The organism is Marmoricola sp. OAE513 (genome assembly GCF_040546585.1).
Taxonomy (GTDB): domain Bacteria; phylum Actinomycetota; class Actinomycetes; order Propionibacteriales; family Nocardioidaceae; genus Marmoricola.
Window position 1 is genome coordinate 1986639 of sequence record NZ_JBEPOC010000001.1, and the last position, 16275, is coordinate 2002913.

General features: G+C 70.9%; 7 protein-coding genes. 6 read left to right on the plus strand and 1 reads right to left on the minus strand.

The window, feature by feature from the left end; translation table 11 throughout:
* The first annotated feature begins 45 nt into the window (after nt 1–45).
* Genes recC through recD form a run of 3 tightly spaced genes read left to right on the plus strand, consistent with a single transcriptional unit; the run spans nt 46 to nt 8551 of the window.
* Nucleotides 46–3309: an exodeoxyribonuclease V subunit gamma gene (gene recC / locus ABIE44_RS10085; protein ID WP_209718643.1), complete on the plus strand. Its 3264-nt coding sequence runs from the start codon at nt 46–48 to the stop codon at nt 3307–3309.
* The gene (locus tag ABIE44_RS10090; RefSeq protein ID WP_209718640.1) at nt 3309–6647 is read left to right on the plus strand and encodes a UvrD-helicase domain-containing protein; all 3339 of its coding nucleotides are present in this window, start codon (nt 3309–3311) and stop codon (nt 6645–6647) included. The genes recC and ABIE44_RS10090 overlap by 1 nt, the downstream gene beginning before the upstream one ends.
* On the plus strand, nt 6644–8551 hold the full coding sequence (gene recD / locus ABIE44_RS10095) for an exodeoxyribonuclease V subunit alpha (RefSeq protein WP_209718637.1): 1908 nt from the start codon (nt 6644–6646) through the stop codon (nt 8549–8551). The genes ABIE44_RS10090 and recD overlap by 4 nt, the downstream gene beginning before the upstream one ends.
* 1 nt (nt 8552) lies before the next feature.
* On the opposite strand, the gene ABIE44_RS10100 is transcribed toward recD, so the two are convergent.
* Nucleotides 8553–9329 carry a M15 family metallopeptidase gene (locus ABIE44_RS10100; RefSeq protein WP_354437978.1) on the minus strand — a complete coding sequence of 259 codons (777 nt, stop codon included), beginning with the start codon at nt 9327–9329 and terminating at the stop codon, nt 8553–8555.
* 177 nt (nt 9330–9506) lie between these two features.
* Here ABIE44_RS10100 and ABIE44_RS10105 point away from each other — a divergent pair, with 177 nt between their 5' ends.
* The 3 genes from ABIE44_RS10105 to ABIE44_RS10115 all read left to right on the plus strand — a co-directional run bounded on the left by ABIE44_RS10105 (nt 9507) and on the right by ABIE44_RS10115 (nt 16261).
* Nucleotides 9507–10652, plus strand: coding sequence for an acyl-CoA dehydrogenase family protein (locus ABIE44_RS10105; RefSeq protein ID WP_209718631.1), 1146 nt, complete (start codon nt 9507–9509; stop codon nt 10650–10652).
* A gap of 385 nt (nt 10653–11037) precedes the next feature.
* Nucleotides 11038–15315 carry a hypothetical protein gene (locus ABIE44_RS10110; RefSeq protein ID WP_354437979.1) on the plus strand — a complete coding sequence of 1426 codons (4278 nt, stop codon included), beginning with the start codon at nt 11038–11040 and terminating at the stop codon, nt 15313–15315.
* A complete protein-coding gene (locus tag ABIE44_RS10115) occupies nt 15305–16261 on the plus strand; it encodes a hypothetical protein (protein ID WP_354437980.1) in 957 nt (318 codons plus the stop codon). Before ABIE44_RS10110 ends, ABIE44_RS10115 begins: the two co-directional genes overlap by 11 nt.
* Nucleotides 16262–16275 lie beyond the last annotated feature (14 nt).

A 16275-nucleotide genomic window follows, 5' to 3' on the forward strand; every position in this document is an offset into this window, starting at 1 on the left:
CCCACTCGGCCTCGAGCAAGCTCGGGCGCTCGTTAGGCTCCGCACGTGGCGTTCCTGGTGCACCGAGGCGAGCGGTCCGACCTGCTCGTCACAGGTCTGGCCGACCTGCTGCGCACCCCGTTGCCGGACCCGTTCGCCAAGGAGCTCGTCATCGTTCCGGCGCGCGGTGTCGAGCGCTGGCTCTCCCAGCGGCTGTCCCACCAGCTCGGCCACGGCCCGGCCGGCGAGGACGGTGTGTGCGCCGGTGTCGACTTCCGGTCCCCGGGGTCGCTGATCGCCGAGGTGCTCGGCACCCGCGACGAGGACCCCTGGTCGACCGACGCCCTGATGTGGCCGCTGCTGCGCGTGATCGACGCCGCGGTCGGCGAGCCCTGGGCGCGCGTGCTCGGCGATCACCTCGGCCACGGCGTCGCCGGCGAGGAGGGTGACCTGCGCCGCGGGCGCCGCCTCGCCGTCTCCCGCCGGCTCGCCGGCCTGTTCGCGTCGTACGCCGTGCAGCGCCCCGCGCTCCTGGCCGACTGGGAGGCCGGTGGCACAGGAGACGGCGGTGGCACGACCCTGCCCGACGACCTCGCCTGGCAGCCGGAGCTCTGGCGTCGCACGGTCGCTGCCGTCGGTGGGCCGAGCCCGGTGGTGCGGCACGCCCGTGTCGTCGCGGACCTCGAGTCCGGCTCGCTCGCGCTCGACCTGCCTGCGCGCATCTCCCTGTTCGGCCACACCCGGATCGCCGCCACCGAGGCTTCCCTGCTCGCTGCCCTCGGTCGCGACCGGGACGTCCACCTCTGGTTGCCGCACCCCTCAGCCCCGCTGTGGGAGGAGCTGCGCGGCCGGACGTCCGGTGGCTGGCGCCGTGAGGACCGCAGCCACGTCGACATCCGGCACCCCCTGCTCGCGGCGATGGGTCGCGACATCCGTGAGACCGAGGCGACCCTGGTCGCGGCCGGGGCGGTGACCGAGCACGTGCTGGAGTCGCCGGCACGTCCGGCCACGCTCCTCGGGCACGTGCAGTCCGACATCGCGGCCGACCGCGCTCCCGAGCGCCGCGACGTCTCCGACCGGTCGGTCCAGGTGCACGCCTGCCACGGTCCGGCCCGCCAGGTCGAGGTGCTCCGCGAGGTCCTGCTCGGTCTCCTCGCCGACGACCCGACGCTCGAGCCCCGCGACATCCTGGTGATGTGCCCGGACATCGACGAGTACGCACCGCTCATCAGCGGCGCCTTCGGCCTCGGTGATGCGGTCGCGGGCGGACACCCGGGCAACCAGCTCCGGGTGATGCTCGCAGACCGCTCGGCGCAGCAGACCAACCCGCTGCTCGCCGTGCTGTCCCGCCTGGTCGACCTCGCCGACGGCCGGGCCGAGGCCAGCCGGGTGCTCGACCTGCTCGCCACCGATCCCGTACGCCGGCGCTTCGGGTTCAGCGAGTCCGACCTGGAGACGATGACGGAGTGGGTCACCCGCTCCGGTATCCGCTGGGCCTGGAACGCCGAGGACCGCGAGCGCTACGGCCTCGCCGGTTTCTCGCAGAACACCTGGCGCTTCGGGCTCGACCGGATCCTCACCGGCGTCGCGCTCTCCGACGACTCCGCGATGTGGCTGGGACCGACCCTGCCGCTCGACGACGTCTCGACCACCGACATCAGCCTGGCCGGTCGGTTCGCCGAGGCGATCGACCGGTTGGCGGCGCTCACCGCCGACCTCACCGGCGAGCACGACGTCGAGCACTGGATGTCCGTGCTCGCCGACGGCGTCGAGCTTCTGGCGGACGTGCCGCACGGTGACGAGTGGCAGCTCGCGCAGGTCCGCCGCGAGCTCGCCGGTCTGGCCGTGTCCGCCGAGGCGCAGGCGACCTCGGGCAACCTGACCCTGCGGCTCCCCGACGTGCGGTCGCTGCTCGGCTCCCAGCTCGCGGGTCGGCCGACCCGCGCGAACTTCCGCACCGGCACGCTGACGGTCTGCACGATGACGCCGATGCGTTCGGTCCCGCACCGGGTGGTGTGCTTGCTCGGTCTGGACGACGGCGTGTTCCCGCGCGGCGGCGCTTCCGACGGCGACGACGTCCTGGCGCGCCTGCCGCGGGTCGGCGAGCGCGACGCCCGCAGCGAGGACCGGCAGCTGTTCCTCGACGCGGTCATGGCCGCGACCGACACCCTGGTGATCACCTACACCGGCTTCAGCGAGTCCTCCGGGCTGGAGAGGCCGCCGTCGATCCCGTTGCGCGAGTTCCTCGACGTCGTCGACCGCACCGGGACCGACACCGTCGTGCGCAAGCACCGGTCGCAGTCCTTCCACCCCGAGTACCTGGTCGCCGACGGTGGTGCTCCGTTCTCCTTCGACCCCGATGCGGCGCGCGCTGCCCGGGCCGCGGCGGGCGAGCGGCAGCCGGCCCCGCTGCCGGCCGACCTCGACGCCGGTCCGGCACCGTTGGAGACGATCGAGCTCACCGACCTGATCAGCGTCGTCTCCAACCCGGTGCGCGGGTTCCTGCGCTTCCGGCTGGGCATCGACCTCCCGCGCGAGGAGGACGAGGTCTCCGACTCGATGCCTGTCGAGCTCGGCGGTCTCTCCCGCTGGCAGGTGGGTGATCGGATGCTCGCCGAGATGGTCGCCGGCCGTGCCCCCGGTGATGCGATGCAGGCGGAGTGGCGACGGGGCACCATGCCGCCGGGTCGGTTCGGTTGGCGCCAGACCCACCAGCTCGCCACCGCGGCAGCACCGCTGACCGAGCAGTTCGCCTCCGCCACCCAGTCGGAGAAGGCGCGTGCGATCGACATCGACCTCGCGCTCCCTGACGGTCGCCGTCTGGTCGGCACCGTCAACGACCTCTACGGGTCCCGCCTGGTCCGCGCGACGTTCTCCCGGCTCAGCGCGAAGCACCGGCTCGACGCCTGGATCAGCCTGGTCGCCCTGTCGGCTGCCCACAGCGGTCCCTGGGTCGCCCGGGTCATCGGTCGTGCCGAGGAGGGCGACGAGCCCGTGCGAGCGACCTACGGGACGCCGGTCGATCCTGGCCAGGCACTCGCCGACCTCGTCGGCTTCTACGACCTCGCGCTGACCCGGGTGCTGCCGTACGCCGCCGAGACCTCGCGGTCGGCGGCTCGCGCGGCCGGGTCCAGCAAGCCTGCCTGGATGGTCCAGCGCGACCTCGGCGACAAGTGGCGACGGGAGAACGGCAGCAGCGAGATGCTCGCCGCCTGGGGGCGCAAGCCCTCGCTGGACGAGGTCCTCGCCGAGCAGGGCGAGGTCGGCCCGCTGCTCGACGAGATCGCCGTCCGGGCCTGGTCCGCTGCTCTGCAGGCGGAGGTGGAGTGATGACGTCCGACCAGAGCACCCGCACCTTCGACCTGGCCGGAGAGCTGCCCGGCATCGGCACCACCGTGCTCGAGGCGAGCGCGGGTACGGGCAAGACCTACGCGGTCGCGGCGCTGGCGACCCGGTTCGTCGCCGAGGACATCGCGCCGCTCGACAAGCTGCTGGTGATCACCTTCAGCCGGGCAGCGACCCAGGAGCTGCGTGACCGGGTCCGCGAACGCTTCGTGCACACCGCCGAGGTGCTCGCCGACCCCGACGTGGCCCGGGCCGCGGCCGACGACGTCGCGATCCTCACCCGCGCTCCGGACGGGTCGTCGCTGAGCGACGCCGAGATCGCCGAACGCCGCCGACGTCTGCTCGACGCGATCACGAACTACGACGCGGCGACGATCGCGACCACCCACGAGTTCTGCCACGCCGTCCTCCGCTCGCTCGGTGTGGCCGGGGACTCCGACTCCTCGGAGACCTTGCGCGACGACATCACCGACCTGCGCGACGAGGTGGTCGACGACCTGTTCCTGGGCCTGTACGCCGACAGTGCGACCGACCCTCCGGTCACCTACAAGGCTGCTGGTCATGCCGCTCGTCGCGGGGTCGAGAGCAGCCACTCCGCGCTGCGGCCCGTCGAGGACGCCAGCCCGGAGGCAGCTGCCCTGGTCGCGTTCGCCGAGGGCGTCCGTGCCGAGATCGAGACCCGCAAGCGTCGCGCGGGCATCTTCACCTTCGACGACATGTTGTCGCGCCTGGCGAAGGCCCTGGCGCCGACCGAGGAGAACCCGGTGACCGCCGCGGCCCTGCGGATGCGCGCCCGCTGGGACGTCGTCCTGGTCGACGAGTTCCAGGACACCGACCCGGTCCAGTGGGACGTGCTCCGGCACGCCTTCACGACCAGCACCCGGCTCGTGCTGATCGGTGACCCGAAGCAGGCCATCTACGCGTTCCGCGGGGGTGACACCCCGACGTACCTGCGGGCGGTGCGGGACGCCACGGTGCAGACCCTCGGCACCAACTACCGCAGCGACGCCCCGGTGGTCGAGGCGCTCCAGGTCCTCATGAAGGGTGCGCAGCTCGGTGACGAGCGGATCCGGGTGCACGAGGTCGCGGCCGACCGGCAGCGGTCCTCGCTGTCGACCGGGGGAGGCGTGCGCCTGCGCCAGGTACGCCGCGACGGCTTCACGCTGACCAAGTCCGGCACGATCAACATCGGCAAGGTGCGCGACCGGATCGCAGCCGACCTGGCCGGCGACGTCGCGCGCCAGCTCGCCGAGGGCGTGCTGCTCGACGGGCGGCCGCTCGACCCCGGTGACATCGCGGTCCTGCTGCACTCGGTGAAGGACGACGCCCCCCGGATCCAGGCAGAGCTCGCCAAGCGCGGGATCCCGTCGGTGATCAGTGCCGCGGAGAGCGTGATGACCAGTGCCGCGGCGCAGCACTGGCTCCGGCTGCTCGAGGCGATGGAGAAGCCGCAGCTCTCCGGTCGCATCCGCGCGGCCGCGCTGACCCCCTTCCTCGGCCTGACTCCCGACGAGCTCGTCCTCGCCGACGACGAGCGCACCGACCAGCTTGCCGAGCGCGTGCGCAGCTGGCTCGAGCTGCTGCGCTCCCGTGGGGTCGCCGCCGTCTCCGGTGCCGCGCACGCCGCCGGGATGGCGCCGCGGGTGCTCGCGACCGAGGGCGGCGAGCGCCTGCTGACCGACCTCAACCACGTCGGGCAGCTGCTGCACGCGGCGTCCCAGGAGCAGGGGCTCGGCGTGACCGGCCTGCTCGGCTGGCTGCGCGACGCGATCGCCGAGGGCAACCGCAACGACGCCCGTCGGCGACGGCTGGACGTCGACGCGAAGGCGGTCCAGTTCGTGACGATCCACGGCTCGAAGGGGCTGGAGTACCCGGTCGTCTACCTGCCGCAGCTCTTCGACCGCCCGGTGCGCGACTGGCCGACGGTGCACGCGTACCACGAAGGGGACCTGCCCTGCCTCGACGTCGCAGACAGCCCACGGGCCAAGGCGCTCGCGCGCGCGGAAGAAGCCCAGGAGGAGCTCCGGCTCGCGTACGTCGCCCTCACCCGGGCGCGCGCGCAGGTCGTCACCTGGTGGGCGCCGACGTACAACGGACCGAACGGGGCCCTGACCCGCCTGCTCTTCGGGCGAGGCCCCGAGGACTCCGCCGTCCCCGACCGCGCCGCGTTCGGCACGACCGACGACGAGGCCGACGAGGTGCTCACCCGGTGGGCGGCACTGGGCGCCTTCCGGGTCGAGGAGAGCAAGATCGACCGGACCCGGGTCAGCCTGGCCGAGGCGCCGACCGAGCTGGCTGCGCGAACGTTCGGGCGCGGGGTGGACACCGAGTGGCGGCGCACGTCGTACAGCGGCCTGATCCGTGCCGAGGAGCTCGCCGCCCGACCGCTGCAGAGCGAGCCGGAGACCGAGGGCACGACAGACGAGGACGAGCCGGTCGAGGACACCGTCGCGGTCGTCGAGGCCGACGTCGAGATCGACGAGACGATGATCTCTCCGATGAGTGCGATGGCCGGCAGCGCGACCTTCGGTTCCCTGGTCCACGCCGTGCTCGAGCACGCCGATCCGAAGGCGGTCGACCTGCGCGCCGAGCTTCTCGCCAAGGTCGAGGACGAGCGCCGGTGGTGGTCGGTCCCGGCGACGAGCGAGGAGCTCGCGGACGCGCTGCTGCCGATGCAGCACACCTCGTTGGGACCGCTCGTCGACGGGCTGCCGCTCACCGCGATCGGTCGCGAGGACCGGCTGTGCGAGCTCGACTTCGAGATCCCGATGGCCCACGGCGACGCGGGCGTCGGCGAGCGCGGACTGCCGCTGAAGGCGTTCGCGGCCGCGCTGCGCACCCACCTTCCCGCCGAGGACCCGATGCGCGCGTACGCCGACAAGCTCGAGGCTCCGGGCCTGGGGGACCAGGTCCTGCGCGGCTACCTCAGCGGTTCGATCGACGTCGTGCTGCGGGTGCCCGGTGCGGCGACCCCGCGCTTCGTCGTGGTCGACTACAAGACCAACACGCTCGGTGAGCGCGGCCGGCCGCAGACCGCCTGGGACTACACCCCGGAGAAGGTCACCGCCTCGATGCTGCACTCGCACTACCCGTTGCAGTCGCTGCTCTACTCGGTCGTCCTGCACCGCTACCTGCGCTGGCGCCAGCCCGGCTACGACCCGGAGACGCATCTCGGTGGCGTGCTCTACCTCTACGTCCGCGGCATGGTCGGCGCGGCGACGCCGGAGGTCGACGGCGTCCCGTGCGGAGTGTTCTCGTGGCGACCCCCCGTGGCCCTGGTGATCGCGCTGTCCGACATCCTCGACGGGGAGGCCGCGCGATGACCGAGGTCCGGAGCACCGAGCCCGCTGGGCTCGTCGCGCGCGGAATCGCGCACCGGGCCACCGGCCTGCTCGCGGTGTTCAACCGCGCGGGCGTCCTGGAGGCGGCCGACGTGCACGTCGCCGACCGTCTCGGTGCGCTGGCGGGCGAGGCCGACCAGGACGTCCTGCTCGCGGTAGCGCTCGCCGTCCGTGGCGCCCGCCTCGGCGCGGTCTGCGTCAACCTCGACACCATCGCCGCGCAGCCGCTCGAGCTCGACGACCCGGTGCCGTGGCCGGAGGTGGGCCCGTGGGTGGCGAAGGTAGCCGGGAGCCCGCTCGTCGCCGGCATCGCGATCGCCGGTCAGCCCGATCGACCGCCGGGCACGGTGCTGCACCTGGTCGAGGACCCCGACGGTCGCCTGCTCTACCTCGACCGGCACTGGCGTGAGGAGGACCAGGTCCTCCGCGACCTGCTGCAGCGACTCGGGCAGCGCGCTCCCGAGGTGGACGTGCCGCTGCTCGGCGCATCGCTGGACCGGCTCTTCCCCGAGGAGAAGTACGCCGAGCAGAAGGTCGCCTCCCGCAAGGCCGCCGAGCAGTGGACGACGATCCTGACCGGCGGACCCGGTACCGGCAAGACGGCCTCGGTGGCGCGCATGCTCGTCCTGCTGGCCGAGCAGTTCGCCGCCCGCGATGCACGCGGCAAACCGCGCGCTCCGCGGATCGCGCTGGCCGCCCCGACCGGCAAGGCGTCGGCTCGCCTGGGGGAGTCGGTCGCGTACGCCGCTCAGCTGCTCGAACCTGCGGACCGTGCTCACCTCGACGGTCTCCGAGCGACCACGCTGCACCGCCTGCTCGGCTGGCGCCCGGACAGCGGCACCCGCTTCAAGCACCACCGCACCAACCCGCTGCCGTACGACGTGATCGTCGTCGACGAGGTCTCGATGGTGTCGCTCTCGCAGATGGCACGACTCTTCGAGGCGGTCCGCGACGACACCCGGCTGATCCTCGTCGGCGACCCCAACCAGCTCGCCTCGGTCGAGGCCGGCGCGGTGCTCAAGGACCTCGTCGAGGGTTTCGACGAGCTGCCCGCGGAGAAGTCGCCGGTCGCCAAGCTCACGGTCAACCACCGCATCGCCCAGGACCCCGACGCGGAGGAAGGCGACCTGCACCCGCTCGACGAGCTCGCCCAGTCGTTGCGCGACGGCGACAACGCCGAGTCCGTCGAGCGAGCTGTTGCCCTGCTGACCGACGGGGCCGTCGCGCAAGTCAGGTTGGTCGACCCGCTGGGTCCGGCGATGGACGACGTCCGTGAAGAGCTGGTGCAGGCCGCGTCCACCGTCACCGAGCTCGCGCTGGACTACGACGAGGCCACCTCGGGCCCCCGGCTGTTCGCAGCCCTGGACAGGCACCGCCTGCTCTGCGCGCACCGTGTCGGTCCCTGGGGTGTGGCCGGCTGGAACCAGCAGATCGAGCAGCTGCTGGTCGACCGTGACGAGATCCTCCGGCGCGAGGAGTGGTACGCCGGACGCCAGGTCCTGGTGACCTCGAACGACCGCGGCCTCGGGATCTCCAACGGCGACATCGGGGTCGTCGTCCAGATGCCCGACCGGCGTCTGCGCGTCGCGCTCCGGGTCGAGAACGTCGTCCGCCTGTTCGCCCCGACGAGGGTCACCGGACTGGAGACGGTGTTCGCGATGACGGTCCACAAGAGCCAGGGCTCCGAGGCCGAGTCGGTGACGGTCGTGCTTCCGGCCGACGGTTCCCGGCTGCTCACCCGCGAGCTGCTCTACACCGCGGTGACGCGGGCCAAGGACGAGGTGACGATCATCGGCACCGAGGACGCCCTGCGCGCGGCCATCGCGCTCAAGGTGCAACGAGCCTCAGGTCTGCGGAGCCGGCTGGCGACCGCGCTCGGCCGGTAGGTCACCCGCCGTTCGCGCTGAAGTGCTGCAGGTCCTTCAGGGTCCGCCACGTCCCACCCCAGGTCCACCCGATCGAGTCGAAGGCACGCACCACCGGACCTCCCGGCAGGACCATCCCGGGCCGCTTCCACGATCGATCCGTGTAGGCGCCTGCAAGCTCCGGAAGGACCAGATCCCCTTTCTCGTAAGGGTTCTGGAACGGGTTCACGTCGACCGCGAGTCCGTAGGCGTGCTGGCTGTACGTCGTCGCACCCCGCACCGGGCGGCAGTTGAACGACCCGGTGTCGTTGCCGTCGCCCGTGGGCGCGGCGGTCTGTTCCGCCTTGGTGGTGATCCGCATCTCCTCGATGGGGAACCGGGCCTCGTACAACGAGCGGAAGACGGAGACCAGGTCTTCGGCGGCGTCTGCGTTCGCCAGCAGCTCGCCGAAGTGCCGCTGGTCGTCGAACCCCCAGAAGGCCAACCGGACCCAGGCGAGATCGGTGGCGGCCACCGGGCACCCCGGCGCCCAGGTCGAGCGCGCGATCACCGACGCCGGGGCGGGCGAGTCGACGCGGGACACGAATCCCTTGCCAGGAAGAGGATCCGTCGTGTCGGGCAACGTGAAGCGACGGTTGCGCAGTGCCTTCGGTGTCGGCTGCTGCACCCCGAACCCGTCGGCGGTCCTCTCCAGGACACGGGTCCCGAGCCACGGCGGCGGGACGGTGCCGACCTCGGGTCGCGGAGCCTTCGACGGTGTGCTCGTCGGCGTGCTCGATGGGGCGGCCGGCGTCGTCACGCCCACCGACGGAACGGAGTCTCTCGGCTGCTCCGCCCTCGAGGAGCCACACCCGGCGACGGCCACGGCGGCAGCAGCGACCAGAACGACAGCGACCGACCTCGATCTCACACCACGACGATACGACCGTGTCCCACGCCTCATTACCGACGAGTAGATCCCGCCTAGGATGAGCCCATGGAACGCACCATCTACGAAGACGACCACGAAGCATTCCGGGCCTCCGTCAAGGAGTTCCTCGACCGCGAGGTGACCCCGCACGTCGAGGAGTACGCCGAGGCGCACGCCCTGCCGCGCGAGTTCTGGCTCGGCGCCGGCAAGCAGGGGTTCCTCGGCCTGGAGATCCCCGAGGAGTACGGCGGATCGGAGGCCGGCGACTACCGGTTCAACGCGGTGCTCGCCGAGGAGATGGCCAAGGTCAACATGGCGCTCGCCTCCTGCACCGGCATCCACGCCGACATCGTCGCGCCGTACCTGGTGCACCTGACCAACGACGAGCAGAAGAAGCGCTGGCTCCCGGGCTACGCCGCCGGCGAGATCCTCGGCGCCATCGGCATGACCGAGCCCAGCGTCGGCTCCGACCTCGCCAACCTGAAGACCACCGCGGTCCGCGACGGCGACGACTGGATCATCAACGGGTCGAAGACCTTCATCACCAACGGCTTCAGCGCGGACCTCGTCGTGGTCGCGGCCCGCACCAGCCCGGAGAAGAAGGCCAAGGGCATCTCGCTGTTCGGCGTCGACACCACCAAGGAGGGCTACGCGCTCGGTCGCAAGCTCGACAAGGTCGGCCAGCCCGAGTCCGACACGGCCGAGCTCTCCTTCACCAACGTGCGGGTCAGCAACGACGACCTGATCGGGCCGCTCGACACCGGCTTCATCTCGATGATGCAGTTCCTACCGCAGGAGCGGCTCAACTGCGCGATCGCCAACGTCGCGCACGCGAAGCAGATCCTGCTCGAGACCATCCAGTACGCCCACGACCGCAAGGCGTTCGGGCAGTCGATCGGCAACTTCCAGTGGAACAAGTTCCTCATCGCGGAGCTCGTCACCAAGATCGAGGTCACCGAGGCGCACCTCGACCAGTGCGTGATGGCGCACACGCAGGGCAAGCTCACGCCGATCGACGCGGCCAAGGCCAAGTGGTGGACCTCGCAGGTCCAGAACGAGGTGCTCGACCACTGCGTCCAGCTGCACGGCGGCTACGGCTACATGAACGAGTACCGGGTCGCACGTGCCTGGCGCGACGCGCGGGTCACCAAGATCTGGGCCGGCTCGAACGAGATCATGAAGGAGCTCATCGGTCGCGACCTCGGCTTCTGATCGAGCACCTGCGCAACTCTTCTGAAGACCCCCGCAATCTCCGGATTGCGGGGGTCTTCAGGCTCGTAATCCGGACTAGACCGCGCGTGTCACACTCGTAACCGCAGCACCAACAGCGTCGTCAGTCACAAACCGGACAGCAGTGAAATCGGCGCCGACCAGGCGTTTCCCGCGTGGGACAGGGCTTTCTGTCAGTTCCCGGGTCGCGCGGCCGACCCGGGCAGGCAAGCAGGGGGAAACCCGACCCGAACGACGTCCGAATTGCGCCTCGTAGTCCTGCCGGGTGGTTCTAACGGATTCCGTTGACGCTCGTCTCCGGGCGGGTGAACTATTCGCTGGCTCCCACCGCTCGGTGGGGGACAGGGGAACCACGGGGGTAACACGCATGTCCGAACACTCTGCCGGTACGCGCCGAGCTCGTCGCTCGCGCCTGCGGCTCGCCATCTTCGTCGGGGTCCTGGTCGGTGCGCTCGGCATCGCCTCCCCGGCTCTCGCGCTCCTCGGCGTCGTGCTGCCGATCCCGAGCGCGGGCAACCCGACCACGGCAGTGACCGTCCACGTCGAGGACAACACCGGCACCGACGTCACGCCGAACAAGACGGTCGACCTCGGAGGGACCAACCCCTCGGGCGTCGGAGGCGTGACCAACCTGCTCGGCGGACTGACCCAGGCCGGCACCAGCCTCACCTCGCTGCTCAACGGCCTGAAGGGCGGAGCGGCCGTCGCTGCTCCTGTCGTCCAGGCGAAGGCCACCGAGGCCTCGATGACGGCGATCAACAACCTGAAGACCCGCGCCGAGAACACGATCGCTGCCGCCGCGGCGCTCGACCTCGAGGGTGCTCAGGACGAGCTTCTCGCCAACGTCACCGACATCCAGAGCCAGGCCACCGGAGAGGTCGCCGGTCTGCTCCCGCTGGCACTGACCACCGGCCTGCAGGTCGCGCAGAACATCGTCACCCCCGTCTGCGGTCTGCTCGCGGTGCCGTCGTCGCTGATCCCCGGCGTCGGCGTGGACACCACGCGCCTGTGGACCGCTGCCGCCCCGGTGATCCAGCAGACCGACCAGAACACCAACAAGCTCCTGCGTGACTCGTACTCGAACCTGTACGACCAGACGCTCGCGTCCGTGAACAGCATCCCGACCGCCGGCCCGATCGCCAGCGCTCTCCTGCTGCTGCTCAAGTACAACTGGACGACCAGCTACACCGCGCCCGGCTCGACGACCCCCATCGTCACCACCACCAAGGCGCTGATGAACGTCCCGACCCCGATCGACGTCGACAACGACGGCCTGTTCGACCTCTGCGGCACCACGAGCTTCGCGCTCACCGGTTCCGGCACCTCGATCTCGGGCATCAAGGTCACCCAGTCGATCACCAAGATGCCGCTCGCCAAGCCGGTCCTGCCGGTGCAGATCAGCGGTGGCCTGCTCAACGTCATCAACTTCGGCTACAACACCACCGAGTCGACCGCGCCGGTCATCTACACCTCGGCCGCGACGATCGACACCGCCAGCGGTGGTGGCCTGAACATCGACAACACCTACTCGGTGCACCGTGGCAAGAACCTGGTGATCCCGCCGGTCTCGCTGGCCGCGCTGAACCTCACCACCGGTGACCTGCCGACGTTCCCGCCGTTGCTGACCGACGCCCCGAAGCCGATCGTCACCAACGAGGTCTGCATCGGTGCCTGCTCGGGCATCGCGATCCGGGACCGGTTCGAGAACGTCCCGGCGACCACGCACGTCGACGGCCCGATCGCCTCGGCCGGTGTGAAGGTGAATTACTCGGCCCCGACCGAGTCGGACTCCTACAGCCACGCCTTCGCGCTCGGCACCAGCATCACGCTGGGTGGCTCGGCCGGTCGCGACGCCGCGGCCACCGAGACGCCGAACCTCGGTTCCACCACGGCGCCCAAGACGTTCAGCACCTGCCTCTCGATCACGGACGGCACCTGCTCGCCGAACTCCGCGTCGACCGACAAGTTCTCGACGTCCTTCACCGCGAGCTCCAAGACCCTGGCCGAGCAGAACGTGGCCATCGGGGGAGCTGCGGTCAACACCTGCACCGGCGTCGCCGCCCTCGGTGCGACTTCCCACATCCTGGGTACGTCGTTCAACGGCAGCGCCACCCCGTCGACCGCCACGGTCGGCTCGGGTCGCCTCGCCCTCGACTCCGCCGGTGCGCCGGCCGAGGGCTGCATCGCGGGTGGCTCGGTCCTGGCCCTGACGGGTCTGCCGAACTACACGCTGCCGACCGGTTTCTCCGCGAACAACCGTCGTGCGACGTACCACAACACGTCGACCTTCGGTCTGCTCACTGGTACCCCGATCGACTCCAAGACCGGCACCATCACCTGCCCCGCAGGCACGGCCGTCGGCTACAGCTCGCTGTCGCCGCTCGGCACGTACAACCTGCAGCCGGTGATCTGCTCGATCCCGCCGGTCAACACGGTCGCCCCCGCGATCACGGGCCAGGCCTACCAGCAGGCCACCCTCACCGCGAACAACGGCACCTGGACGCCGGCCGCGCCGAACGCTCCGACGTTCACCTACGCGTGGCAGCGCTGCAACGCCGCGGGTGCCAGCTGTGCTCCGATCGCGGGTGAGACCGCCTCGACGTACACCCAGGTGGCGGCCGACCTCGGCAAGACCATCCGGGTCGCGGTGACCGGCACGAACCTCGACGGCTCGGCCACGGCCACCTCGGCGCAGACCGCCGTGGTGACGCTGCCGCCGCCGCCGACGATCGCGACCGCCCCGGTGATCGGTGCGAACCGCAAGGTGGGCGTGGCGACCACGACCACGAACGGCACGTACAACAACGGTGCGGCGACGTTCGCCTACCAGTGGCAGCGGTGCGACGCGGCCGGAAACAACTGTGCCGACATCGCCGGTGCGACGAACGCGACGTACGTGCTCCAGGCAGCGGACAAGGGTCTGCAGATCCGGGTCGGCGTCACCGCCAGCAACATCGGCGGCAGCACTCCGGTCAACTACAGCGCTCCGGTCTTCATCCCGCCGGCTCCGGTGAACAACACCGCGCCGGGCATCAAGAACGGCCCTGCCAACGCCGTGGGCGCCTCGGTCGCGACGGGTGACAACCTGTCCGCCACCGCGGGTACCTGGGACTACACGACGAGCCCGTTCACCTACCAGTGGCAGCTCTGCGACGCGGCCGGCGACAACTGTGCCGACATCGCCGGGGCCACCGGCGCGACGTACCAGCTCGTGCACCCGACCGACGACGGCGGCACCGTTCGCGTGGTCGTCACCGGTCACGGCCTGAACGGCGACACCGCCAAGGCGAGCGGCACCACCGGTGTGGTGCTGTTCAACGACCTGTCCGCGAAGAACGTGACCCAGATCCCCGACGGTGAGGTGAAGGCGACCACCCCGGGCTCCGGCACCACGACGTACGTCGGTGGCTCCTTCGACACGGTCGGTGCGCCGACCGGCGGTTCGGGCCTGATCTCCGACAGTGGCACCGGATCGAACGTGAGCCTGGCCTCGGCCACGGCGGGTGCAGCCAACGGTGGCGTCCTGGCCACCGTGTCGGACGGCGCGGGCGGGTACTTCCTCGGTGGGTCGTTCACCCAGGTCAAGGGGGTCCAGTGCCCGTCGCTGGCGCACATCTCCTCCGACGGTTCGGTGGACCAGAACTACTGCTACAGCGGCCTGACCGGCACCGTGCGCGCCCTCACCCGGGCGTCCGGCGCGACGAGCAAGGTCCTCGCAGTGGGCGGTGACTTCAGCTACGGCGGTCACAGCAACCTGATGTTCATCGATCCGGCGAACACGGCCAACCCGGTCTACCTCGCCGGTGGAGACCCGAACGGCGTCGTGAAGTCGCTCAGCGTGAACGCGTCGAGCACCGTGTACTTCGGCGGTCAGTTCAGTCAGGCCGGCGGCACCCAGGCGGCGCTGCTGGGTTCGGCCACGCTGACCTTCAACGGTCCGCAGCTGGCCTCGGCGCCCCGGACCAACTGGAGTGCCGGCGTCTGCATCGGGGTGCCGTCCGGCACCTCGGCCTGTGCCGACCCGAACGCCACGGTGAACACGGTGGCCTGGCTCTCCTCCGGCTTCGTCGCCGTGGGTGGCCGCTTCGACCGCAACTTCCGGGTCGTGAACAACGCCAGTCCGACGAACACGGCGACCCGGAACAACGCGCTCCTGGTCGGCGAGTCCGGTGCGTCCCCGACGCTGCTCGGCTGGGCGCCGAACATCGCCGGTGGCGCGCAGACGGTCAACGCGATCGCCCCGGGAACCGGGAGCGGCATCTCCAACATCTCGATCTACATCGGTGGTGACTTCACCAGCGTGAACGGGGTGGCGACCAAGAACCTGGCCGAGGTGGCCTGCACGGTTCTGGGTGGCAACACGAGCGCCGGCAACAACAACAACTCCGGCCCGATGCAGACCTGGTTGCCGAACCCGAACGGTCCGGGTCACCAGCCTGAGCTGGTACGGCAACGCCACGTCCAGCACGCTGCTCGTCGGTGGTGGGTTCACCACGATCAACACCGGCGCAGGTGGCGCGACGACCCTGGTCCGGCACCGCCTGGCCAAGATCAACATCGGTGCGCTGACCTCGGCCACGCTGCCGGCGGTCGACAGCAACTGGGACCCGAACGCCGGCCGCACGGTCCGGTCCGTGTCCCGTGACGCAGCCGGCAACGTGACCGTCGGCGGTGACTTCGTCGTCCTGGGTGGGAAGACCCGGAACAACCTGGCGGAGTTCGACCCGAACTCGGGCGTGACCAGCTGGAACCCGAGCGCCAACGACACCGTGCGGGCCCTGGCGTTCAACGGTGGCACCGTCTACGCCGGTGGTGACTTCACCAACGCCGGTGGTGCGGCTCGGAACCGGCTTGCTGCGATCGACGGCAGCACGGGCACCGCCACGTCGTGGAACCCCGGAGCGGACGCGTCGGTCAACGCCGTCGCGGCCGACGGGTCGAACGTCTACGTGGGCGGGACCTTCGCCAACGCGGGCGGCTCGGCGCGGGCCAGCCTGGCAGCGATCGACGCCACCTCCGGCAGCGCCACCTCGTGGAACCCGGGCACGGACGGTGCCGTCAAGGCACTGGCCGTCTCCGGAGGCAACGTCTACGTCGGTGGCTCGTTCGCCCACGCAGGCGGAGCGACCCGGAACAACGCGGCAGCGATTGACCCCACCGGCAGCGCGACCGGGTTCGACCCGGACGCTGACGGTGCGGTCAACGCGATCGCGGTCAACAGCGCCGGTACCTACCTCGGTGGCGCCTTCACCCACGTCGGCTCCGACGCCCGCGACCACGTCGCGATTGTCGACTCCGCCACGGGTACGGCCGGTGCCTGGAACCCGGGTGTGGACGGCACGGTCAACGCCGTCTACCTGATCGGGAGCCAGGTGTTCGTCGGCGGTGACTTCGGCCACGCGGGCGGGGCGTCGCGGTCCAACCTGGCGGCGCTGGATGCCGGCAGCGACTCCGCGCTGAGCTTCAAGCCGGACCCGAACGGGACGGTCTACGCGCTCAGCCGGACGAGCGGTGGCTCGATCGTGGTCGGTGGCAAGTTCGCCATCATCGCGGGTCAGGCAGCACCGGCGCTGGGCTTCTTCGGAGGCTGAGTCCGCGCAGCATC